Source organism: Streptomyces sp. NPDC057428 (assembly GCF_042803195.1).
Taxonomy (GTDB): domain Bacteria; phylum Actinomycetota; class Actinomycetes; order Streptomycetales; family Streptomycetaceae; genus Streptomyces.
This window is the reverse complement of record NZ_JBHVCT010000038.1, coordinates 34,156-56,645: the sequence shown is the minus strand read 5'-3', so window position 1 is coordinate 56,645 and position 22,490 is coordinate 34,156. Positions and strand designations below refer to the sequence as shown.

Here is a 22,490-nt window from a genome sequence, read left to right as displayed (position 1 = left end):
CAGCAGGCCCCCATCGCCTACGAACAACAATCAGCTAACATCACACTTGCCGCATAACAACACAAAGGTGTCCACCGTTCGGGGACAAGACCCAAGGACCTGGCGATCGGCGCACCGGAATGCGGGTCCTGGATGCGGGCACGCCCGGTCGGGCAAAGCAGCTGGGAGGTCACCGTCGACGGGCCGCGCGACATCTGGGCGGAGATCCACGACGTCGCCGGCCGATGGCGTGCGGCCGGCTCCCCGCATACCTACCGCCTGCAGATAGAAGCCGACGGCGCCCAGCGGGCGACGACCAGCTGCACCGGCAGCAGCGTCACCAAGAGCCGATCGACGTCCACCTGCTCCTGCGTCGCGACACAGAGGCGGGCGCAGATGTCCTGCTGTCCCGCCGGGCCGGTGATGTCTACGCCTCGGGCGTCGGGTTCCAGGATGACGATCACCGGTCCGCCGCCGACTCCCGCCGCGAAGTCCTCCATCCATGCGTCGTACGCGTCCAGGTCCGGCTCCCGCCCTCCTCGCGGGCCCCGCCTCAGCCCTCCGGGAGTTCGACGGGTGCGATCTCGTCGAACACGTCGCCCGGCCCGGGGTTCGCCGGGTCGGTGGCACCGCCGAACTGGGCCATCACTCCCCACACGGCGTTCAGCGCCGTCTGCACGGCGCCCTCGGCCCATCCGGCGGTCCAGGAGATGTCGTCGCCGGCGAGGAACAGTCCGCGCTTGTCCGGGGGCAGCCGGTCCTGCATGAAGTGGGTGAACAGCCGGCGCTGGTAGCGGTAGTGACCGGGCAGGTTGGCCTTGAACGCGCCCATGAACCAGGGCTCGTTCTCCCAGGAGACGGTGACCGGGTTGCCGATGACGTGCTTGCGGATGTCGACGCCCGGATAGATCTCGCCGAGCGACTTGAGCATGACGTCCATGCGCTCCTTGGGAGACAGCGGGAGCCACTTCAGGCTGTCGTCGCACCAGGTGTAGGAGAGGCAGATGACGGCCGGCTTGTCCGGACCGTCGTCGAGGAGGTACGTACCGCGGGTCATCCGGTCGGTCAGCGTCATGGACATCGTGTCCCGGCCGGTGGCCCGGCCCTGACCGTCGACGGCCTTGTCCAGCCAGAACGGCCGGTCGACGGGCACGAACAGCTTGGAGGACTCCATGTAGTGGGTGCGCTCCATCGCCGTCCAGTGGTCGATCGGGAAGAGCGCGTCGTCGCAGGCGATCTTGGAGAGCAGGAGCCACGACTGACCTGTGAAGACCGCGGCCCGGTAGGTGCGGATGTCGCCCGAGGAATCGGTGACGGTGATCCGGTTCCCGGCCGTCCGGTCGAGCCGGGTGACCGCCGTGCGCGGCTCTCCCCCGTGCAGGGAGGACAGCGACGTCCCCGACGGCCAGTGCACGAGCTTCTGCGGCTCGCGCTCCCACAGGCGCAGCGGCAGTTGCTGGCTGCCGCCGACGATCCCCCGGTGGTGGTCGTCGGCCTCGGTGTAGACGACGCGCAGGATCTCGAGGATCGAGTTGGGGAAGTCGGTGTCCCAGCCTCCGGTACCGAAGCCCACCTGGCCGAAGATCTCGCGGTGCCGGAAGGAGGAGAAGGAGTCCGAACCGCAGAGGAAGCCGTAGAAGGTCTGGTCGTCGAGCTTCTCGACGAGCTTCGCCCAGATCTCGCGGATGCGCGGCACGTCGCGCTCGCGCATGGCGCGGTTCATGTCGGAGAAGTCGGCGCCCTCCTCCAGGCAGGAGTTCCAGGCGTCCATCACCTCGCGGTACACCGGCGGCAGGTCGTCGATGGTCCGCGCGTAGTGGGACTCGCCCTTGAGGTCGACGACGGTCGAGGGGGTGGCCGGTGAGAGGGGGTTGGGGAAGGGCTTGGTCTCCAGGCCCACCAGATCGATGTAGTGCTGGAGCGCCGTGGACGAGGGCGGGAAGCGCATGGCACCCATCTCGGCGGTGAGCGAGGGGTCGCAGCCCTCGAAGCCGACAGTGCGCAGCCGCCCGCCGATCCGGTCCGCCTCGTAGACGACGGGCTTCATCCCCATCTTCATCAGCTCGTACGCCGCGATGATGCCGGAGAGCCCGCCGCCGATGACGGCGACCTCGGATCCGTGCTCGGTGGCCGGTATCTGCCCGATGCCGGCGGGGTGCGCGAGGAAGTCGTCATAGGCGTAGGGGAAGTCCGGCCCGAACATGGTGATCGGCGGCTGCGCGTCGGTGTGCTGGACGGCGGTGGGCACCGTGGACGTCATGGGGTACGGACTCCTTGCTGGGTGAGCGCGGCTGGGGCTCGGGAAGGGAACTGCGGCTCAGGCGAGGGAGCCGTACAGGCCGGGACGACGGTCGTGCAGATAGGGGTTGGCGGCGCGCGAGGCGGCCAGGGACCCGGGGTCGACGTCGCCGACGACCAGCTCCTCGCCACGGCCCGCACGGGCGCGGGCCGTGCCGTCGGGGCCGGCCAGGCAGCTGAGCCCGGTGAACTCGAACTCGCCTTCCGTTCCGGTCCTGTTGACGTACGCGATGTACATCTGGCTCTCGAACGCGCGGACCGGCACGACGGACTCGGCGACGAAAGGGAAGGGGTGCATCAGCGCGGTCGGCACGAGCAGCAGCTCCGTGCCGGCCAGTGCGTGGGCGCGCACGTTCTCCGGGAACTCGACGTCGTAGCAGATCAGCAGCCCGATCCGGACGCCGTCCAGCTCGGCCTGGACGACGGGCAGCTCACCGGGGGTGAACCACTTCCGCTCGAAGGGGCCGAAGAGGTGGGTCTTGCGGTAGTTCGCCAGCGAGGTGCCGTCGGGGCCGATGAGCTGGGCGGTGTTGTGGATCCGCTCGCCGTCGCGCTCGGGGTAGCCGTACAGGACGGCGAGACCGTGGCGTACGGCGATCTCGGCGACCGCTCGCGCGCCGGGCCCGTCCGCGGGCTCCGCCAGTTCGGGGACGGCGTCGCCGATGGCGTACCCGGTCAGGAACAGTTCGGGCGAGACCAGCAGCCGGGCGCCCGCTCCGGCAGCCCGCGCGGCGGCCTCGTCCAGCACCTTCAGGTTCTCCGCGACGGCACCGGGCCGTCCGGAACTCTGGAGCAGGGCGGTACGCAACGGCGGCATGGCTGACCTCGGCGGGGCGGGCGGGGCGGGGAGACGTATTGAAGGTACGGCGCGGGGGACACACCGGACAAGGCGCGAATGTTGCGCGTCCACCGTCGATCCGTTGCGCCTGATGACCCTGGGACGGCGATTCGTTGCGTGCCACGTCCTCGCAGGTCAGGCGAGTGATTTCCGTCTCCGCGGAAGTCTGGGGAGCACGGCAGAGGAGGGACTACGTGCGCGGACCGGACGGCGGGACCGGTGAGGACGGCTCTCAGGCCGGCGGGACCGAGGAGTACCGCCGCAGCAGCGGGGACAGGACGAGCACGGACTTCGTCCGCTCGACGTACGGCTCCCCCGCGATGCGCTCCAGCACCTGCTCGAAGTGGCGCATGTCCGCGGCGAAGACCTGCACGATCGCGTCGGCTTCACCCGTCACGGTGGAGGCGGACGCGACCTCCGGATAGGCGGCGAGGCCCTGCTTGATCGCCTCGGGGGCGGTGTTGCGGCTGCAGTAGATCTCGATGAAGCCCTCCGTCTGCCAGCCGAGGGCCGCCGGGTCGACCCGGACGGTGAAGCCGGTGATGGCACCTTCGGCCCGCAGCCGGTCCACGCGACGTTTCACCGCGGGCGCGGACAGGCCGATGAGCGCGCCGATGTCGGCGTAGGAGCGGCGGGCGTCTTCGGCGAGGGCGTGGACGATGCGTTCGTCGAGGTCGTTCAGGCGCACGTCGGGCGGATCACTTCTCTGCGGCGGACGGTTCGGGGGCGGCGCGTGCCGCCCCCGAAGTAGATCACGCGCACACCCGGACGGGACGCGCCCACCACGGGGCGCGGCCGGTCAGAAGGGGAACTGCGAGCGTCCGTGCTGGACCGAGATCCACTTCTGGGTGGTGAACGCCTCGATCATCGACTCGCCGTTCAGCCGCCCGAGGCCGGAGTTCTTCTCCCCGCCGAAGGGGACGATGGGCTCGTCGTGCACCGTGCCGTCGTTGATGTGGATCATGCCGGTGTGGATGCGCTGCCCCACCCGTACGCCGCGCTCGATGTTGCCGGTGTGGACCGCGCCGCTCAGCCCGTACGGGGTGTCGTTGGCGATGCGCACGGCCTCGTCCTCGCCGTCGAACGGGACGAGCAGGGCGACGGGGCCGAATATCTCCTGGTGCAGGACGGGCGAGCCGGGGGCGAGGCCGGTCAGCACCGAGGGGCTGACGACGTTGCCGTCGGCGCGGCCGTGCAGCAGTGCCGTGGCGCCCGCTTCAACCGTCTCGTCGACGAGTCTGGACACCGCGTCGGCCTGCGAGGAGTTGATCAGCGGGCCGATGTGGGTGGCGGGGTCGGCCGGGTCACCGACGCGCAGGGAGGCGACCTTGGCCACGAACTTCTCGGTGAACTCCTGCTCGACCGCGCGGTCGACCAGGATCCGGTTGGCCGCCATGCAGACCTGGCCCTGGTGGACGTAACGACTGAAGACGGCGGCGTCGACGGCGTAGTCCACGTCGGCGTCGTCCAGGACGATCAGCGCGCTGTTGCCGCCGAGTTCGAGCACCGCGCGCTTGAGGTTGGCGGCGCAGACCGTCGCGACGTGGCGGCCGATCCTGTCCGAACCGGTGAAGGAGATGACCTGCGGGACGGGGTGCTCCAGCAGGGTGTCGCCGATCTCGGCGATGTCGGTGACCACGACGTTCAGCAGCCCGGCGGGCAGCCCGGCGTCCTCGAAGACCTTCGCGATCAGCGTGCCGCCGCACACCGGGGTGTTCTGGTGCGGCTTGAGGACCACGGCGTTGCCGAGGGCCAGCGCGGGTGCGACCGACTTGAGGGACAGCAGGAAGGGGAAGTTGAAGGGGCTGATGACACCCACGACGCCGACCGGCACCCGGTAGACGCGGTTCTCCTTGCCCTCGGTGGGCGAGGGCAGGATCTGGCCGGCCGGCCGCAGGGCGAGGTGTACGGCCTCGCGCAGGAACTCCTTGGCCAGGTGCAGTTCGAAGCCGGCCTTCAGCAGGGTGCCGCCGAGTTCCGCGACGATGGCCTCGCCGATCTCGGCCTCGCGCTCCTCGACGATCCGCAGCGCCCTCTCCAGCACGGCCCGGCGGGCGTACGGGTTGGTCTCGGCCCATTCCTGCTGGGCACGCTCGGCGGCACGGTAAGCCTGGTCGACCTCACCCGACGTGGCGACGGTGATCGACGCGAGCTTCTCCCCGCTGTACGGGTTGAAGTCGATGATGTCCCAGGACCCCTTCCCCGGCCTCCACTTCCCATCGATGTACTGCTGGGCCAGGTCGGTGAAGAAGGAGGACATGAGATCCCTTACCGCAGAGAGGCAGGCAGTCGATTGGGCTCATATTACTTATGCTGCAAGCGAGTTGAAGGTGGACAAGAACGCTCGGACACGAAAAACACCGGTCACTGACAGCATGCGGACGCCCCAACGCACAGGTGCCCCGCCCGGATCGATCGCCCGGGAGGGGCACCTGCGTCGCGACGACCGCCAGGGCCCGCCCGGGTCAGTTCCAGCTGGCGTGCAGCGGCTTGCCCTCCGCGTAACCGGCGGCGCTCTGCACACCCACGACGGCCTTCTCCGCGAACTCCTCGAGCGAGGCGGCGCCCGCGTACGTGCAGGACGAGCGGACACCGGCGACGATCGAGTCGATCAGGTCCTCGACGCCGGGACGGCTCGGGTCGAGGAACATCCGCGAGGTGGAGATGCCCTCCTCGAAGAGCGCCTTGCGGGCGCGGTCGTAGGCGGACTCGTCCGAGGTCCGGTTCTTGACCGCGCGGGCCGAGGCCATCCCGAACGACTCCTTGTAGAACCGCCCGTCGGCGGCCTGCTGAAGGTCGCCGGGTGACTCGTACGTGCCGGCGAACCAGGACCCGATCATGACGTTGGAAGCACCGGCCGCGAGCGCCATGGCAACGTCGCGCGGGTGCCGGACGCCTCCGTCTGCCCAGACGTGCTTGCCGTGCTTCCTCGCCTCGGCGGCGCACTCCAGCACGGCGGAGAACTGCGGCCTGCCGACACCGGTCATCATGCGCGTGGTGCACATGGCGCCGGGGCCCACACCGACCTTGATGATGTCGGCGCCAGCCTCGATCAGGTCGCGCACGCCCTCGGCGGCCACGACGTTGCCCGCGACGATCGGGACGGCCGGGTCGAGCGCCCGCACGGCGGCGACCGCGCTGATCATGGATTCCTGGTGTCCGTGCGCGGTGTCCACGACCAGCGTGTCGGCGCCCGCGTCGAGAAGCTGCTTGGCCTTGCCCGCCACGTCGCCGTTGATCCCGACGGCCGCCGCGATCCGCAGCCTGCCGTCCGCGTCGGTGGCCGGGGTGTAGAGCGTGGCCCGCAGCGCGGCCTTCCGGGTGAGGATGCCGACGAGCCGGCCGTCCGCGTCGACGGCGGGAGCCAGCTTGCGGTTGGCTCCGTCGAGCTTGTTGAAGGCATCGCGCGGGTCGATGTCCGCATCGAGGAGGACCAGGTCCTTGGACATGACCTCGGAGAGCTGGGTGAAGCGGTCCACGCCGGTCAGATCGTGCTCGGTGACGACGCCGACGGGCCGGTTCTCGGCGTCGACGACGACGCCCGCGCCGTGCGCCCGCTTGTGCAGCAGGGACAGCGCGTCGGCGACCGTCTGGCCGGGTGCGAGCACGATCGGGGTGTCGAGCACGAGGTGTCGCTTCTTGACCCAGCCGATGACCTCGGTGACGACCTCGATCGGGATGTCCTGGGGGATCACGACCAGTCCGCCGCGGCGGGCGATCGTCTCGGCCATCCGGCGGCCCGCGATCGCGGTCATGTTGGCCACGACGAGGGGGATGGTGGTGCCGCTGCCGTCCGGCGAGGAGAGGTCGACCGCCTGCCGGGAGCCGACCGCGGAGCGGCCGGGGACCATGAAGACGTCGTCGTACGTGAGGTCGTGGGGGGCCGAGGGGGCGGCCGTGTAACGGCCGGTGCCGGGCTCAAGAAAACGCATAACACCCATTTTTTCATATGAAACGGTGCAGGTCGTTTCCACGAAGACACAGCAACAGACCCCCGCGTTCGTCGGTTCCTCCAAGGAAACCGCCCGGGGGCGGGGCAAGTGGAAACCTGCCTTACCCACGGACCCTACCCGAACAGGTATCACCGCCGAGCGATCACGTTTCGCTTCCGAGTGATCACTATCGCTAGACCGGGTGACAGAGTGTCAGGTAGCTTGAAATCCGCAGGTCTCTACGGTAGCGACACCGCCACCGATGGGCCCGGAACACCTGACACGTGTTTGACCGGAGACGATGGGATCCGCCTGTGGAGAACGAACTACCCGACATCTTCTGCCCGTTCCCCCAGCGGAGCAATCCGTATGTGGGACACACCCGCGAGCACCTCGGCACCTGGATCCGGCGTACCGGCCTGGTGCACCGGGAGTCCGCGAGACTGCGCTTCGAGCAGGCCGACTTCGGTGCATTCGTGGGCATGGTCTATCCGACGGCGAACAGCGAACACCTCGATCTGGTCGCCGACTGGTTCGTCTGGCTGTTCCTCGTCGACGACCAGCTGGACGACGGACATCTCGGCCGCAGCCCCGAGCGCGTACGCGACGTGGTGGAGCAGATGCGTGCCGTGGTCGAGGGGACGGCGCCGCACCCGGGGCCGGACGAGGAGGCGCCGGCCGCCCTTGTCGCCCTGGCCGACCTGTGGGATCGCACGGTGCCGCGGGCCGCCCCGCACTGGCGCACCCGCTTCGCCTGGCACCTCATGATGTATCTGACGACCACGACGACCTGGGAGGCGGGCAACCGCGCCAACGGCATCGTGCCGTCCGAGGCGACGTACATCGCCCGGCGACGGCACACCGGGGCGATCCACGTGTGCATGGACCTGATCGAGATCGTGGCCGGCGTTGAGGCGCCGGAGTGGGTCCACAACGATCCCCGGTTCATCACGGCGCTGGAGGCCTCCTGCAACGTGGTGTGCTGGGCGAACGACGTCTACTCCTACGAGAAGGAGCAGGTACTCGGTGAGATCCACAACCTCGTCCACCTGGTCCGGCACCACCGGGGCCACGGGGAGCGGGAGGCGCTCGAGCACGTGTGCGCCGAGATAGCGACCGAGACCGAGCGGTTCCTCACCGCCGAGGAGGAGCTGATCGACATGTACCCGAGGCTTTCGGCCGTCCTCGTGCCCTACCTCGACGGGATGCGGAGCTGGATGCGCGGCAACCTCGACTGGTCCCGGCAGACACCGCGCTACAACCCGGCGGACGTCAGCCAGTACGCGGAACCCGGGGCGTATCTCGAGGAGACCGTCTTCGGTGTCAGCGCGGACCGCGCCGGGAAGGTCGCGGACACCGACAGCGTCCTGAACTGAGCACACGAAGAAGAGGCCGGGCCCCGTGCGGGGCCCGGCCTCTTCTTCGTTCCTCGACGCGGCCGGCCCTGGTCCCCGGGCCCCGCCGCCGTGGATCGCGGGCTCAGTCGTCGGGGTCGGCGCGCTCCAGCGCGGGTCGCTGCCCCGCGGCGGACTCGGTGAGGAGGAAGTCGGCGGCTGCGGTGTCCGTCACGAGGCTGGTGACGAGGCCCGAGCGCAGCACGGCGCCGATCGCCGCGGCCTTGCGCTGGCCGCCGGCGATGGCCACGACCTCGGGGATCCGGCGCAGCCTGTCGGCCTCCACCGTGATGCACCGCTCACCGAGGTCACGGCCGACCCGGCGGCCGTCCGAGTCGAAGAGGTGCGCGGACATCTCCGCGGCCACGCCGAGCGAGGCGTAATGGGCCCGCTCGTCGTCCGAGAGCATGTCGTGGACGGTGGAGATGCCGGGCTCCCAGGATCCGATGGAGACCGCGGCGACCGTCACCTTGTCGAAGTACTCGAAGGCCCGGGCGATGCCCGTCTGGTGTCGCAGGGCGGCCGCCGTCGCCGGGTCGGGCAGCAGCATCGGGGCGTAGATCGGGTGCGCCTCGCCTCCGGACACCTGCGCGGCGCGGCGGACGGCCTCGACCGAGCCGCGCTCGGCCGTCCCGGCGTCGTAGACCCCCGTCAGCTGCACGACCGTGCACGGTGGCAGCCGGTCGAGCGCCGCCGCCATGTGGATGGTGGAGCGGCCCCAGGCCAGCCCCAGCACATCGCCCTCGTTGACGAGCTCGCCGAGCAGCTCGGCCGCGACCTCGCCCAGGTTCTCCGGGTCGGCCGCGTCGTCCTGCTCCTCCGCCGGGGACTCGACCACGACGGCGTGCCGCAGGCCGTAGCGTGCCCTGAGCGCGTCGGAACGCTCCGCGTCCAGCTCCGCCGGTACCCGGATCTCGATCCGCACGAGATCACGCTCGAGGGCCGTCTCGAGGACCCGTGCCACCTTGAAGCGGCTGACGCCGAACTCCTCGGCGATCTGGATCTTCGATTTTCCCTCGAGGTAGAAGCGACGCGCCATGGCCGCCGCCTGCACCAGCTCCGCGGGTCCCATCCGCATGGCTGACCGACCCGCCGAGATGCCAGACACCGCGATCTCCTCACTGCTGTTCACACGCTCGATACGCCTTCATCCTGTCAGATCCGGCGATCCTTGATCCGGCCCGTCGGGCCGCGTTCATCCGCGGTTGGTTCAGTGGCCGCACGCCCAGGGGGCGGAAGCCGTCGCCGTCTGCGCCTGCGCGCGCAGCGCCCGCACGGCCTCGGCCGGGTCCTCGGCGCCGTACACGGCCGATCCCGCGACGAACACGTCCGCGCCGGCCTCGGCGCACCGCTCGATGGTGGTGGCCGAGACACCGCCGTCGACCTGCAGCCACAGCTCCAGGCCGTGCTTCGAGATCAGGTCACGGGTGCGGCGGATCTTCGGCAGCATGATGTCCAGGAACGACTGGCCGCCGAAGCCCGGCTCGACCGTCATGATCAGCAGCATGTCAAGCTCGGGGAGCAGGTCCTCGTAGGGCTCGATGGGCGTCGCCGGCTTCAGCGCCATGGAGGCGCGGGCCCCCTTGGCCCGGATCTCGCGGGCGAGGCGCACGGGCGCGGCCGCGGCCTCCGCGTGGAAGGTGACGGAGCCCGCACCCGCCTCGACGTACAGGGGCGCCCAGCGATCGGCGTCCTCGATCATGAGGTGGCAGTCCAGCGGGGTGTCCGTCGCCTTGCTCAGCGCCTCCACGACGGGCACGCCGAGCGTGAGGTTGGGCACGAAGTGGTTGTCCATGACATCGACATGGAGCCAGTCCGCGCCTTCGACCGCCTTCGCCTCCTCGGCGAGGCGTGCGAAATCGGCGGACAGAATGCTGGGGTTGATCTGGGCCATGCCCCAAGCCTGCCATGCTCCGCGCCACTTCCCCGCCCCGGTGCGGCGCAAAGGCTCACGGGATCATCACGGTTCGCGCATTCCCGGCGTATCCACGCGTCCGACGGCCGTCTCAGGGCCCGATCGCCTGCCCGCCGGTCAGCCCGTCCTGCGCAGCAGTGCGAGGTACATCGCGTCCGTGCCGTGCAGGTGCGGCCACAACTGGACGTCGGGCCCGTCACCCAGTGCGGGCACGCCGGGCATCAGCGGGCGGGCGTCGATCCACTCGGCCTCGACGGCCTGCCCGCCGCGGCCCTTCAGTACGTCCTCGACGACGACCCTGGTCTCCGCGAGGTGCGGCGAGCAGGTCGCGTATCCGACCACCCCTCCGACCCGTACCGCGTTCAACGCCTCGCGCAGCAGGCCGCGTTGCAGCGGGGCGAAGCTCTCGAGATCCTCCGGGCGGCGGCGCCAGCGGGACTCGGGGCGCCGGCGCAGCGCGCCGAGCCCGGAGCACGGTACGTCCATCAGGACCCGGTCGAAGGAGCCGGGCCGCCAGGGCGGCCTGGTGCCGTCGGCGGTGATCACCTGGTACGGACCCGGGTTGCCGGCCAGCGTGCGCTCGACGAGCCGCGCCCGGTGCGGCTGCTTCTCCGCGGCGAGCAGCGTCGCGCCGCGTCCGGCGGCGAGCGCGGCCAGCAGGGCGGCCTTGCCGCCCGGCCCGGCGCAGCCGTCGAGCCACCGGGTGTCGCCGCCCTCGACCGGCGCGGCCGCCAGAGCCGCGGCGACGAGCTGGCTGCCCTCGTCCTGCACGCCCGCGCTGCCGTCCCGCACGGCGGCCAGGGCGCCCGGCTCGCCGCCCTCGGCCATCCGCACGGCGTACGGGGACCAGCGGCCCGGGAGACCGTTCTCGTCGCCCAGGGCGGACAGCAGGTCGTCGGTGGTCGAGCGGCCGGGACGGGCCACCAGCGTCACCTCGGGGCGTTCGTTGTCCGCCTCCAGCAGGTCCTCGATCCCGGCGCGCCCGCCACCCAGGGCGTCCCACAGCGCCGAGACGATCCAGCGGGGGTGCGAGTGGACGATCGAGAGGTTCTCCTCGGCGTCCTCGTCGTACGCGGGGGCGACACGCTCCACCCAGCCGTCGAGGTCGTGGGCCGAGACCTTGCGCAGCACGGCGTTGACGAACTTGGCGCGCCCCTCACCGAGGACCACCCGGGCCAGCTCCACACTCGCGGAGACCGCCGCATGGGTGGGGATGCGGGTGCCCAGCAGCTGGTGGACACCCATGTTGAGCACGTCCAGCACCGGCGGGTCGACCTCCCGCAGGGGCCGGTCGATGCAGGCGGCGACGATCGCGTCGTACGTGCCCTGGCGGCGCAGGGTGCCGTAGACCAGCTCGGTGGCCAGCGCGGCGTCACGGCCCTCGAAGTCCCCCTTGGCACGTGCCTTCTTCAGCAGCGGCGGGAGGACGAGGTTGGCGTACGCGTCCCGTTCGTCGACGGCCCTGAGCGCCTCGAAGGCGAGGAAGCGCACCGGGTCCTTCTTGGGACGGCGGTGCGGCTTGGCGGGACGGCGGCTCTGCTGGTCGTTCACGTGAAAGGTGCTCCGCTGATGGTGAGGGGGCGAACCCGTCCAGCGTACGTCGCCCGGCCGGACCTCCCGTTCCGGAGGTCCCCGGTACCGGCCGCCCCTCCCCCCGTCTCAGAGGCCCAGCAGTTCCCCGGGGGCGATGCGCACACCGCGCGCCCAGTCGGCGGCCTTCATCGGCTTCTTGCCCTGCGGCTGGACCCAGAGGAGCTCGACCGCGTGCGAGCCGGTGCCCGCGTAGACGTTGTTCTTGCCCACGGACAGCTCACCGGGGGCAAGGTCGGTGCGGTCGAACACCGGGACGGCCTGGACCAGCTTGAGGCGTTCCCCGCGGAACAGGGTCCACGCTCCCGGCGCGGGGGTGCAGCCGCGCACCACCCGGTCGACGCGAAGCGCGGGCGCGGACCACTGCACCTGGGCGTCCTCCACCGTGATCTTGGGGGCGAGCGTCACGCCCTCGCCGGGCTGGGGAACGGCGTGCAGGGTGCCGTCCTCGATGCCGTCCATGGTCGCCGCGAGCAGGCCGGCCCCCGCGAAGGCGAGCCGGGTGAGCAGATCACCGCTGGTGTCGGTGGGCCGGACCTCCTCGGTCAGCACGCCGTACACCGGTCCCGAGTCCAGACCTTCCTCGATCAGGAAGGTCGAGGCGCCGGTGACCTCGTCCCCGGCCATGACCGCGTGCTGCACGGGTGCCGCTCCGCGCCAGGCGGGCAGCAGCGAGAAGTGCAGGTTGACCCAGCCGCGGGCCGGTACGTCCAGCGCGGTCTTCGGCAGCAGCGCGCCGTACGCGACGACGGGGCAGCAGTCCGGTGCGATCTCCCGCAGCCGGGCCAGGAAGTCCTCGTCGCGCGGCTTGACGGGCTTCAGCACCTCGATCCCCGCCTCCTCCGCCCGCTCGGCCACCGGGCTGGCGACCAGCCTGCGGCCCCGGCCGGCCGGCGCGTCCGGGCGGGTGATCACCGCGGCCACCTCATGGCGGTCGGAGGCGATCAGGGCGTCCAGGGCGGGAACGGCGACCTCGGGGGTGCCTGCGAAGACGAGCTTCATGGGTGGCGCACTGCCTCTCGGGCCGGAACGTGACGTGGCGAGCAGCACACCAGTCTAGAGCCAGGGGCCGGGGGGCGTACGCACGCCCGTGCGCCCCGCGCATACGCACATACGCCCCTGTTGCGTGACCACATGGCCGGGTGACGCGTTGGTCAAGTGAGATTGACCGAAGTGGGCCGCCACCGCGCGGTCCGATCCCTTTCAACGCCGGTTCGAGAGGCTTCTTCATGGCCGACCACGCAACCCACGACGCCCAAGCGCGTGCCAGTCTGCACCTGTTGGTGCGGGACATCGAGCGGGTCAGGCGGCAGGTGGACGCCCTGCGTACCCTCACTGCGCAGCTGGGCAACGTCTACCGTCCGCGCCGCTCAGGCCCCTCCGCGGGCTTCGTCGTCTACGGCAGGGCCCCGGCACCCACGGTCCGGCTGGCCCAGGAACTGCGGGACAGCGTCGAGACGCTGGTCACCGCCGCGGTGGACTTCGACCGCTCGCTGGGCTTCTCGTGGGACGCGGTGGGCTCCGCGCTCGGTGTCACCAAGCAGGCGGTGCACCGGCGTTACGGTGCGCGCAGGAACACCCCGCAGCAGGCTTCCGCCGATGCTCCGGAGACCGTGGCCCGCACGGTGCCGTCCCCGGGCTCCGACCTCCCGGCCGTGCCCGCCGCCCGTTCCATGCCGCCCCAGCCGTCGGAGCACCGTGCCGCACCGCGCGAGGAACTCCGCCCGGGTGCCTTCCCCGGCCCGCGCAACGGCTGACCGGTCCGTCCCGGACGGACGGCGGCCGGGCGGCCCGTCTCCCCCGGGCCCCGCGGGGCCGCACAGGCGCACGGGGGGGGCGGCCCCTGCGTCAGCCGATGTCCGGCGGGTCGATCCTGATCCTTACCGGGTCACCGGCGGCGCGGGCCGTCCGGGCCGCCTGCGCGGCCTTGAGTGCGGCCGCCAGTGCTGATCCGCGGCCCGGCGGGACCCTGATCAGCGCCCGCTCCCAGGTCTCACCCAGCGGGGCGTCACCCTGCCTGCGCGGCCTGCCCGGCACGGCCCGGGCGACGGGTACGGGTCCGAGCACCTCGGCCTCGGCGGGCAGCTCGGCAGTGGCGAGGTAGGCGGCCACCGCCTCCTGCGGACCCGTGACCGAGGCCATCCGGGACACCGGCGGGAAGCCGAGCTCGGCCCGCTCGGCGAGCTCCCGGCGGGCGTGCCCCACCGGGTCCCATCGGACCAGGGCCTGCACGGGCCGCAGGGTCGGCTCGGCCACGATCACGACGGTGCCCCCCTCCGGCTGCCCGCGCACCAACGCCGCGGCCGCCGTCCAGCGCCGCAGCGCCTCCTCCCCCGCCCTCAGATCGGGCCGCCCGACCATCGCCCAGGCGTCCAGCAGCAGGGCCGCCGCGTAACCGCCCTCGGCCACCGGCTCCGCCCCCGGTGTGCTGACGACCAAGGCGGGCTGGTCGGGCACGGAGTCCAGCACATGGTCCCGGCCCGACGTCCGCACGGGGACGGCGGGAAAGGCGCGCCCCAGCTCCTCGGCCGTCCGGCGGGCGCCGACGATCTGCGCGCGCAGCCGCAGACCCCCACAGGCGGTGCAGCTCCAGGCTGTCTCTGCCCGTCCGCACCAGGCGCAGTCGAGGTCCCGCTGGTCCGGCGCCTGGAGCGGCCCCGCGCAGTGCCTGCACCGGGCGGGCTCGCGGCAGCGCTCGCAGGCCAGCCGGGGTGCGTATCCGCGGCGGGGCACCTGGACGAGTACGGGGCCACTGCGCAGCCCGTCCCGGACGGTCTGCCAGGCCAGGCTGGGCAGCCGCGCCGAGCGGGCGGCTCCGTCCCGCGCGAGCTCCCCGTCGCCCACCGTGCGCACCAGGGGGGCGGCGATCCGCAGCTGCTCACGCTCCGCGCGCAGGGGCAGGGCCCAGCCGCTCTCGACGAGCTGCGCGGCCTCCACGGTGCAGTTCGTCCCGCCCAGCAGGAACGCGCAGCGGCCGTGCGCCGCCCTCAGCTCCAGCACCTCCCGGACGTGCGGGAAGGGGGCGTTGTCGTCGCTGTGGCTGGAGTCCCCGTCGTCCCAGACCGCCACCAGGCCGAGGTCGGCGACCGGGGCGAACATCGCGGCCCTGGTGCCGACCACCGCGCGCACGGAGCCGCGGCGCACCGCCAGCCACTGCCGGTAGCGCTTCTCGGGTCCGGAATCGGCGGTCAGCAGTGCGTGGCGGCCCTCCCCCAGGATCTCGGTCAGCGCGGCGTCCACCCGCCCCGCGCTGCGCCCGTCCGGTACGACGACGAGCGCGCCCCGGCCCGAGGCGAGGGTCGCGGCCATCGCGCGGGCGATCTCCTGGGGCCAGTGCGGTCCCGGAAGCGCCGTCCAGACGGCCCTCGGCGCACCGCCTTCGCTCAGTGCCCGCAGGAACGCGGGCCCCTGCGCGTAGCGCTCCCAGGTCCCGGCGGACGGAGCGGGCGGCACGGGCAGAGGTGCGGGCGAGGGCTTGGACTCCGCGCGGCCGTTCCTGGGCGGCACGGCGAGCTGCAGCACATCCGCGAGACTGCCTGCGTAACGGTCCGCGACGGCACGCGAGAGCTCCAGCAGCTCCGGTCCCAGCACCGGTTCGGGGGACACGACGTAGGCGAGGGCCGCGAGCGCGCCCTGGTAGTCGGACGAGGCCCGCCGCTCGATCAGGAAGCCGTCGATGAGACCGCCGCCCTCGCGCCTTCCGCCGCGGACCTGCCGGCCGCCGGCGCCGAACCGCACCCGCACGCGCACACCGGGCTGCGCGTCGGCGTCGAGCTCCTCGGGGACGGCGTAGTCGAAGTACTGGTCGAGGTGGAGGGCGCCTTTGTTCACCAGGACGCGGGCGACCGGCAGCTCCCCGGCGAGCGCGGCCCCTCGCCAGGTCCTGGGCTTGGCGCGCGGCACCTTGGCCGCGCGCACCGTCTCCCGGATGAGCGCAAGCTGCTCCGGTGCCCCTGCCTCGGGCTCGTCGGGCCGCTCGTCGTCGCTGCTCACAGCTGAATTCCTACCAGATGCCGCCGACAGCCGGCCCGGACGCCGTGGGGCTTCCCGCGAGGTCCGGGCGGACGTTCCGGGGCCCGGACACCGTGTGGCGGTGTCCGGGCCCCGGAACGGAGGACGGCGGGAGCGGTACTAGAGACCCGCCGCCGTGCGCAGCGCGTCCACGCGGTCGGTGCGCTCCCACGTGAAGTCGGGCAGCTCGCGGCCGAAGTGACCGTACGCCGCGGTCTGGGCGTAGATCGGGCGGAGCAGATCGAGGTCGCGGATGATCGCGGCCGGGCGCAGGTCGAAGACCTCGCCGATGGCGTGCTCGATCTTCTCGGTGTCGACCGCCGCGGTGCCGAAGGTCTCGACGAACAGGCCCACCGGCTCGGCCTTGCCGATCGCGTAGGCGACCTGGACCTCGCAGCGCGTGGCGAGACCGGCGGCCACGACGTTCTTGGCGACCCAGCGCATGGCGTAGGCGGCCGAACGGTCGACCTTGGACGGGTCCTTGCCCGAGAAGGCGCCACCGCCGTGGCGGGCCATGCCGCCGTAAGTGTCGATGATGATCTTGCGGCCGGTCAGACCGGCGTCGCCCATCGGGCCGCCGATCTCGAATCGGCCGGTCGGGTTCACCAGCAGGCGGTAGCCCTCGGTGTCGAGCTTGATGCCGTCCCCGACGAGCTGCGAGAGGACGTGCTCCACGACGAACTCACGGATGTCGGGGGCGAGCAGCGAGTCCAGGTCGATGTCCGAGGCGTGCTGCGAGGAGACGACGACCGTGTCGAGACGGACGGCCTTGTCACCGTCGTACTCGATGGTGACCTGGGTCTTGCCGTCGGGGCGCAGGTACGGGATGGTCCCGTTCTTGCGGACCTCGGAGAGCCGGCGGGAGAGCCGGTGCGCCAGGTAGATCGGGAGCGGCATCAGCTCGGGCGTCTCGTCGCAGGCGTAGCCGAACATCAGCCCCTGGTCGCCGGCGCCCTGCTTGTCCAGCTCGTCCTCCTCTTCCCTCCGGGAGGCACCCTCGACCCGCTTCTCGTACGCGGTGTCGACACCCTGTGCGATGTCGGGGGACTGCGCCCCGATGGACACCGAGACACCGCAGGAGGCTCCGTCGAAGCCCTTCTTGGAGGAGTCGTATCCGATCTCCAGGACCTTGTTGCGCACGAGGTTGGGGATGTCGGCGTAGGCCTTGGTCGTGACCTCGCCCGCGACGTGCACCAGACCAGTGGTGATCAAGGTCTCCACGGCGACGCGCGAGGAAGGGTCCTCACGCAGGAGCGCGTCGAGAATCGTGTCGCTGATCTGGTCAGCGATCTTGTCGGGGTGGCCCTCGGTTACGGACTCCGAGGTGAAGAGACGGCGGGACACATCGCTCCCTGGGGTTGCAGCGGCTGCTGGCTGATCATTGTTGGACTGCCGGGAGCTGCGCCCGGCACATTCCGTCGACCAGTTTATCGGTCACATCCGGTGATTGGGCCACACGTCTCGCCCCTTGGGAGGTCTGTGACCTGCGGCACTGTTGACGACGGTACGACAATCCCCTCTTTCGGGTGGCGGATATGGGCCTTTTGCTGGATTGCCGTTCCACCGGATCCGGAGTGGCGATCTAGCCGAAGCGTGCAGCCACGAGGTCCCACACCGTGTCGGCGAGCGCTTCCTTGGGTCCGTACGGCACAGCGGTCTCGCCGCCGTCGGCCCCCAGCACGACCGCCTCGTTCTCCTCGGAACCGAAGGTCTTGCGCTCCCCCACCTCGTTGACGACGAGGAGGTCACAGCCCTTGCGGCGGAGCTTCTCGCGGCCGTTGGCGAGGACGTCGTCCGTCTCGGCCGCGAACCCGACGACGATCTGCCCCGGCCGGGCCCGCTCGGCGGCGACCTCGGCGAGGATGTCGGGGTTGCGGACGAGGGCGACGGCCGCGGGTTCCTGGCCGTCCTTCTTCTTGATCTTGCCTGTGGCGTACTCGGCGGGGCGGAAGTCGGCGACCGCCGCCGCCATCACCACCACGTCGGCGTCGGCCGCCGCCTTCAGCACGGCTTCCCGGAGCTGCACGGCGGTCCCGGCGTGCCGGACGTCCGCCCCGGCGGGGTCGGGGAGCCCCGTGTTGGCCTCGATCAGCGTCACCCTGGCCCCCCGGGCGACGGCGGTGCGGGCCAGCGCGTAGCCCTGCTTGCCGGAGGAACGGTTGCCCAGGTAGCGGACCGGGTCGAGGGGTTCGCGGGTACCGCCCGCACTGATCACCACATGACGGCCGGCGAGGTCGGGTGCGCCAGGACCCCGGGTCAGGACGCGCCGGCAGACCTCGAAGATCTCCGCCGGGTCGGGCAGCCGGCCCTTGCCCGTGTCGACGCCGGTGAGCCGGCCGACGGCGGGCTCGATGACGACGGCACCGCGGCGGCGCAGCGTGGCGACGTTCTCCTGGGTGGCGGGGTGCTCCCACATCTCGGTGTGCATGGCAGGGGCGAAGACGACCGGACAGCGGGCGGTGAGCAGGGTGTTGGTGAGGAGGTCGTCGGCCAGGCCGTGGGCCGCCTTGGCGAGCATGTCGGCGGTTGCCGGGGCGACCACCACGAGGTCGGCGCCCTGGCCGATCCGCACGTGCGGTACCTCGTGCACGCTCTCCCAGACCTCGGTGGACACGGGGTTCCCGGACAGGGCCGACCATGTGGCGGCGCCGACGAAGTTGAGCGACGCCGCGGTCGGCACGACCCGCACGTCGTGGCCGGACTCGGTCAGCCTGCGCAGCAGCTCGCACGCCTTGTACGCGGCGATGCCTCCGCTGACCCCCAGGACGACCCTCGGCTTGTCCACTGCGTCTCCCCGCACTCGTGTCTCTGCGCACCCGGCCTCCGGCGGCCTGTGGCGTATGGACTCCATGCTGCCTCACGGCGCCCGCCGGCCCACGACGGGCCCTGCGCCGGACACACCACAGGCCCGGCGGTGACGACCGCCGGGCCTGTGGTGAAGGTGCGTGTACCGCGTACCGCCTGCTTACTGCGCGGGGCCCTCGATGGCCTCGGAGGTCAGCAGACCCGCGTTGATCTCGCGGAGCGCGATCGAGAGCGGCTTCTCGTGCACGTGGGTGTCGACGAGCGGACCGACGTACTCAAGGAGGCCTTCACCGAGCTGCGAGTAGTACGCGTTGATCTGACGCGCACGCTTGGCGGCGTAGATCACAAGGCTGTACTTCGAGTCGGTGGCCTCGAGGAGCTCATCAATCGGCGGGTTGATGATGCCCTCGGGCGTGGTGATGGAAGAGGACACTCTCTGCCTTCCGAAGGGGATAGAGATCAAAGAGATCTTTGATCGTGCTGGTTTCCGCAGTGGTGATGCTCTGCGCCCGCGGTCCGGCGAGGGGACCGGTGAAGGTCAGTCGTCGATGCCGTGGAGGCCGGAAGCCTGCAGCATCAAGGTTAGCAGCTCGCGTGCCACGTCCTCGACGGAGGTGTTGACGAGCGTCGTGTCGAACTCGTCCTCGGCGGCCAGCTCGACCTTGGCGGCCGTGAGCCTGCGCTCGATCACATCGGGCGCCTCGGTCCCACGGCCGGTGAGCCTGCGCACCAGTTCGTCCCAGCTCGGAGGGGCCAGGAAGACCAGCTGGGCCTCGGGCATGGACTGCCGGACCAGCCGGGCACCCTGCAGGTCGATCTCCAGCAGCACCGGCTCACCCGCTTCCAGGCGGTCGAGCACGGCACGACGGGGTGTGCCGTAGCGGTTGCCCGCGAACTCGGCCCACTCCAGCAGCTCGCCATTGGCGATCAGCTTGTCGAACTCCTCGTTGTCCACGAAGAAGTAGTGGACGCCGTTGCTCTCCCCGGGGCGCGGCTTGCGTGTCGTGGCCGACACGGAGAGCCACACCTCGGGGTGAACCTTGCGCATGTGAGCGACGACCGTGCTCTTGCCGACCCCGGAGGGGCCGGAGAGCACGGTCAGCCGCGGACGTACGTCCGGGGGTACGGGGGACGTCCCCCGGGATGTTGCAGCCATGGAGCGATTATCCAGCTTCTCAGGAGTGCCTGAGAACGTCAGGCGGGACTGCCGCCGAACTCACGCTCCAAAGATGCGATCTGGTTGGAGCCGAGACCCCGGACCCGGCGGCTCTCGGAGATGCCGAGCCGCTCCATGATCTGCTTGGCGCGGACCTTGCCCACGCCCGGCAGGGACTCCAGCAGGGCGGAGACCTTCATCTTGCCGATGACGTCGTTCTCCTGTCCCGACTTGATGACCTCGTGGAGGGAGGCGCCGGAGTGCTTGAGTCGATTCTTGACCTCGGCCCGCTCCCGGCGAGCCGCGGCGGCCTTTTCGAGCGCGGCTGCGCGCTGTTCAGGGGTAAGGGGCGGAAGAGCCACGCCTACGTCACCTCGGATGTCGATCTGTCGGATACGGACCGGTGAGGAACCTGATGGCTCCGCACCTGGTGAGCAACGAACAGCTTGTGCTCGTTGGCTCTCGACGGAGACTAGCCGCCAAGGCCGCCCGAAGTCAGCGAGAACAGACGAAAAGTCCTGGTCAGCCTTGGCCGACCGGGACATTTCGGCCATAACAACCCGGATTTCTGGTCAGGATTCCGTCAGCCGCCTGTTACGTGGCATGGTCAGCTTTCCGGGACGGCCGAACGGACCTCGTCCGCGAACCGTCCGGCGGCTTCGCGCAGCCCTGACGCGTCCGGTCCGTGGCGGAGCACACCCCGGCTCACGCTGGGCACGACATTGCGCACCGCGGCGCCGAAGACGCGGGGCAGGTCGGCGGGCGTCGCGCCCTGGGCGCCGATTCCGGGAGCGAGCAGCGGGCCGTTGATCGACAGATCGGCGCCCGTGTCCCCGAGAGTGGCACCGACCACCGCGCCGACGGAGCCGAGCGGGGTCGCGCCCTCGTTCTCCGCCGCCATGTGGTCGAGCATCACCTGGGCCAGCGTCCGCCCGTCCGCGGCGGTGGCCCGCTGGACCTCAGCGCCCTCCGGGTTGGAGGTGAGTGCGAGTACGAACACGCCCGCACCGGAGACGGCGGCGGCGTCGAGAGCCGGGCGCAGCGAGCCGAAGCCCAGGTAGGGCGAGACGGTGACCGCGTCGGAGAAGAGCGGCGAGTCCTTGTCGAGGTAGGTGGCCGCGTAGGCGCCCATCGTGGAGCCGATGTCCCCGCGCTTGGCGTCCATGAGCACGAGGGCCCCGGCCGCGCGGGCCTCCTCGACCGCCTTCTCCAGGACGGCGACGCCGCGCGAGCCGAAGCGCTCGAAGAACGCGGACTGGGGCTTCAGGACGGCGACCCGGTCGGCCAGGGCCTCGACGACCGTACGCGTGAAGCGCTCGAGGCCCGCGATGTCGTCGTTCAGGCCCCATGAGGTCAGGAGGGAGGCGTGCGGGTCGATGCCGACGCAGAGCGGCCCGCGGGTGTCCATGGCGTGGCGCAGGCGCGCGCCGAAGGGTTCGAGCGTCACTGTGTGGCCTTCCGTGTCTCGGCGCCGACGGCTTCGGCGAGGCTGGCGTAGGGGGAGGCGGCCAGACGGGCGGCCAGTCCCTTGTGGATCGCGCGGGCGTAGAGCGGACCCTCGTAGATGAAGGCGCTGTAGCCCTGGACGAGCGTGGCGCCGGCGAGGATGCGCTGCCAGGCGTCCTCGGCGGTCTCCACGCCTCCGACGCCCACCAAGGTGATCCGGGTCCCCACGCGGGCGTAGAGGCGGCTCAGGACCTCCAGGGAGCGCTCCTTGAGGGGTGCGCCGGAGAGTCCGCCGGTCTCCCCCGTCAGCGTCGCCGGGGACTTCAGGCCGAGGCCGTCGCGGGCGATGGTGGTGTTGGTGGCGATGATGCCGTCCAGGCCGAGCTCCACGGCGAGGTCCGCGACGGCGTCGACGTCCTCGTCCGCGAGGTCGGGGGCGATCTTGACGAGCAGCGGGACGCGCCGGTCCGGCACGGTGCGGTCGGCCGCCTCGCGCACCGCGGTGAGCAGGGGCCTGAGCGATTCCGTGGCCTGGAGGTTGCGCAGACCCGGCGTGTTGGGGGACGAGACGTTCACGACGAGGTAGTCGGCGTGGGCGGCGAGCCGCTCGGTGGACTTCACGTAGTCGCCCACGGCCTCGGCCTCAGGGACGGCCTTGGTCTTGCCGATGTTGACGCCCACGGTCGTGCGGAAGACCGGGGTGCGTGTGGCGAGGCGCTCCGCCACTGCCGCCGAGCCCTCGTTGTTGAAGCCCATGCGATTGATCAGCGCCCGGTCCGCGACCAGGCGGAACAGCCGCTTCCTGGGGTTGCCCGGCTGCGGCTCGCCGGTGACCGTGCCGATCTCGATGTGGTCGAACCCGAGCATCGACATGCCGTCGATCGCGACGGCGTTCTTGTCGAAGCCGGCGGCGAGTCCGAAGGGGCCGTGCATCCTCAGGCCGAACGCCTCGGTGCGCAGCGCCTGGTGACGGGGGGCGAGCGCGGCGGCGACGAAGGTGCGCAGCACGGGGATCCGGGCGGCGAGGCGGATCCAGCGGAACGCCGCGTGATGGGCCTGCTCCGGGTCCATCCGCTTGAAGACCAGCTGGAAGAAGAGTTTGTACATCACGGTGTCCTCATGAAGA

General features: G+C 71.2%; 20 protein-coding genes. 2 read left to right on the top strand and 18 right to left on the bottom strand.

The genetic code is table 11. From position 1 onward, the window contains the following. Positions 1 to 251: 251 nt before the first annotated feature. The 6 genes from ACFU5K_RS17150 to ACFU5K_RS17125 all read right to left on the bottom strand — a co-directional run bounded on the left by ACFU5K_RS17150 (position 252) and on the right by ACFU5K_RS17125 (position 7,047). Positions 252 to 479, bottom strand: a complete 228-nt coding sequence (locus ACFU5K_RS17150; RefSeq protein ID WP_384061990.1) for a hypothetical protein — start codon at positions 477 to 479, stop codon at positions 252 to 254. 53 nt (positions 480 to 532) lie between these two features. Beyond that, complete coding sequence (locus tag ACFU5K_RS17145) at positions 533 to 2,239, bottom strand: flavin monoamine oxidase family protein (RefSeq protein WP_384061987.1); 1,707 nt, start codon at positions 2,237 to 2,239, stop codon at positions 533 to 535. A 57-nt stretch (positions 2,240 to 2,296) separates the two neighbouring features. Continuing rightward, positions 2,297 to 3,094 (bottom strand): carbon-nitrogen hydrolase family protein, encoded by a 798-nt coding sequence (locus ACFU5K_RS17140; RefSeq protein ID WP_384061985.1) that lies wholly within the window; start codon positions 3,092 to 3,094, stop codon positions 2,297 to 2,299. Between the two features lie 253 nt (positions 3,095 to 3,347). Beyond that, complete coding sequence (locus ACFU5K_RS17135) at positions 3,348 to 3,803, bottom strand: Lrp/AsnC family transcriptional regulator (protein ID WP_384061982.1); 456 nt, start codon at positions 3,801 to 3,803, stop codon at positions 3,348 to 3,350. A 111-nt stretch (positions 3,804 to 3,914) separates the two neighbouring features. Then, entirely contained in the window at positions 3,915 to 5,375 is a 1,461-nt protein-coding gene (locus ACFU5K_RS17130) for an aldehyde dehydrogenase family protein (protein WP_384061979.1), read from the bottom strand. Positions 5,376 to 5,580: 205 nt separating this feature from the next. After that, positions 5,581 to 7,047, bottom strand: a complete 1,467-nt coding sequence (locus tag ACFU5K_RS17125) for a GuaB1 family IMP dehydrogenase-related protein (protein ID WP_384061976.1) — start codon at positions 7,045 to 7,047, stop codon at positions 5,581 to 5,583. Between the two features lie 314 nt (positions 7,048 to 7,361). Here ACFU5K_RS17125 and ACFU5K_RS17120 point away from each other — a divergent pair, with 314 nt between their 5' ends. Next, complete coding sequence (locus ACFU5K_RS17120) at positions 7,362 to 8,423, top strand: terpene cyclase (RefSeq protein ID WP_384061974.1); 1,062 nt, start codon at positions 7,362 to 7,364, stop codon at positions 8,421 to 8,423. Between the two features lie 103 nt (positions 8,424 to 8,526). Here ACFU5K_RS17120 and ACFU5K_RS17115 read toward each other — a convergent pair whose 3' ends face one another. From ACFU5K_RS17115 to fmt, 4 genes are all read right to left on the bottom strand, one after another. Then, the gene (locus ACFU5K_RS17115; protein WP_384061971.1) at positions 8,527 to 9,573 is read right to left on the bottom strand and encodes a sugar-binding transcriptional regulator; all 1,047 of its coding nucleotides are present in this window, start codon (positions 9,571 to 9,573) and stop codon (positions 8,527 to 8,529) included. 78 nt (positions 9,574 to 9,651) lie between these two features. Further along, positions 9,652 to 10,335 (bottom strand): ribulose-phosphate 3-epimerase, encoded by a 684-nt coding sequence (rpe, locus tag ACFU5K_RS17110; protein ID WP_384061969.1) that lies wholly within the window; start codon positions 10,333 to 10,335, stop codon positions 9,652 to 9,654. A gap of 138 nt (positions 10,336 to 10,473) precedes the next feature. Beyond that, entirely contained in the window at positions 10,474 to 11,907 is a 1,434-nt protein-coding gene (locus ACFU5K_RS17105) for an RsmB/NOP family class I SAM-dependent RNA methyltransferase (RefSeq protein ID WP_384061967.1), read from the bottom strand. Between the two features lie 108 nt (positions 11,908 to 12,015). Then, a complete protein-coding gene (gene fmt / locus ACFU5K_RS17100) occupies positions 12,016 to 12,948 on the bottom strand; it encodes a methionyl-tRNA formyltransferase (protein ID WP_384061964.1) in 933 nt (310 codons plus the stop codon). 227 nt (positions 12,949 to 13,175) lie between these two features. On the opposite strand from fmt, the gene ACFU5K_RS17095 reads away from it, so the two are divergent. Continuing rightward, the gene (locus ACFU5K_RS17095; protein WP_384061961.1) at positions 13,176 to 13,703 is read left to right on the top strand and encodes a hypothetical protein; all 528 of its coding nucleotides are present in this window, start codon (positions 13,176 to 13,178) and stop codon (positions 13,701 to 13,703) included. Positions 13,704 to 13,794: 91 nt separating this feature from the next. On the opposite strand, the gene ACFU5K_RS17090 is transcribed toward ACFU5K_RS17095, so the two are convergent. The 8 genes from ACFU5K_RS17090 to ACFU5K_RS17055 all read right to left on the bottom strand — a co-directional run bounded on the left by ACFU5K_RS17090 (position 13,795) and on the right by ACFU5K_RS17055 (position 22,471). Further along, a complete protein-coding gene (locus ACFU5K_RS17090; RefSeq protein WP_384061958.1) occupies positions 13,795 to 15,939 on the bottom strand; it encodes a primosomal protein N' in 2,145 nt (714 codons plus the stop codon). A gap of 138 nt (positions 15,940 to 16,077) precedes the next feature. Beyond that, on the bottom strand, positions 16,078 to 17,301 hold the full coding sequence (metK, locus tag ACFU5K_RS17085; protein ID WP_384061955.1) for a methionine adenosyltransferase: 1,224 nt from the start codon (positions 17,299 to 17,301) through the stop codon (positions 16,078 to 16,080). A 238-nt stretch (positions 17,302 to 17,539) separates the two neighbouring features. Beyond that, positions 17,540 to 18,742, bottom strand: a complete 1,203-nt coding sequence (coaBC, locus tag ACFU5K_RS17080) for a bifunctional phosphopantothenoylcysteine decarboxylase/phosphopantothenate--cysteine ligase CoaBC (RefSeq protein ID WP_384061952.1) — start codon at positions 18,740 to 18,742, stop codon at positions 17,540 to 17,542. Positions 18,743 to 18,922: 180 nt separating this feature from the next. Beyond that, a complete protein-coding gene (gene rpoZ / locus ACFU5K_RS17075) occupies positions 18,923 to 19,195 on the bottom strand; it encodes a DNA-directed RNA polymerase subunit omega (protein WP_003970369.1) in 273 nt (90 codons plus the stop codon). Positions 19,196 to 19,300: 105 nt separating this feature from the next. After that, positions 19,301 to 19,918, bottom strand: coding sequence for a guanylate kinase (gene gmk / locus ACFU5K_RS17070; protein ID WP_384061949.1), 618 nt, complete (start codon positions 19,916 to 19,918; stop codon positions 19,301 to 19,303). A gap of 38 nt (positions 19,919 to 19,956) precedes the next feature. Next, positions 19,957 to 20,280 carry an integration host factor gene (locus ACFU5K_RS17065; RefSeq protein ID WP_024490957.1) on the bottom strand — a complete coding sequence of 108 codons (324 nt, stop codon included), beginning with the start codon at positions 20,278 to 20,280 and terminating at the stop codon, positions 19,957 to 19,959. Between the two features lie 245 nt (positions 20,281 to 20,525). Further along, positions 20,526 to 21,365 carry an orotidine-5'-phosphate decarboxylase gene (gene pyrF / locus ACFU5K_RS17060; RefSeq protein ID WP_384061946.1) on the bottom strand — a complete coding sequence of 280 codons (840 nt, stop codon included), beginning with the start codon at positions 21,363 to 21,365 and terminating at the stop codon, positions 20,526 to 20,528. Next, the gene (locus tag ACFU5K_RS17055; protein WP_384061943.1) at positions 21,362 to 22,471 is read right to left on the bottom strand and encodes a quinone-dependent dihydroorotate dehydrogenase; all 1,110 of its coding nucleotides are present in this window, start codon (positions 22,469 to 22,471) and stop codon (positions 21,362 to 21,364) included. The genes pyrF and ACFU5K_RS17055 overlap by 4 nt, the downstream gene beginning before the upstream one ends. Positions 22,472 to 22,490: the final 19 nt, after the last annotated feature.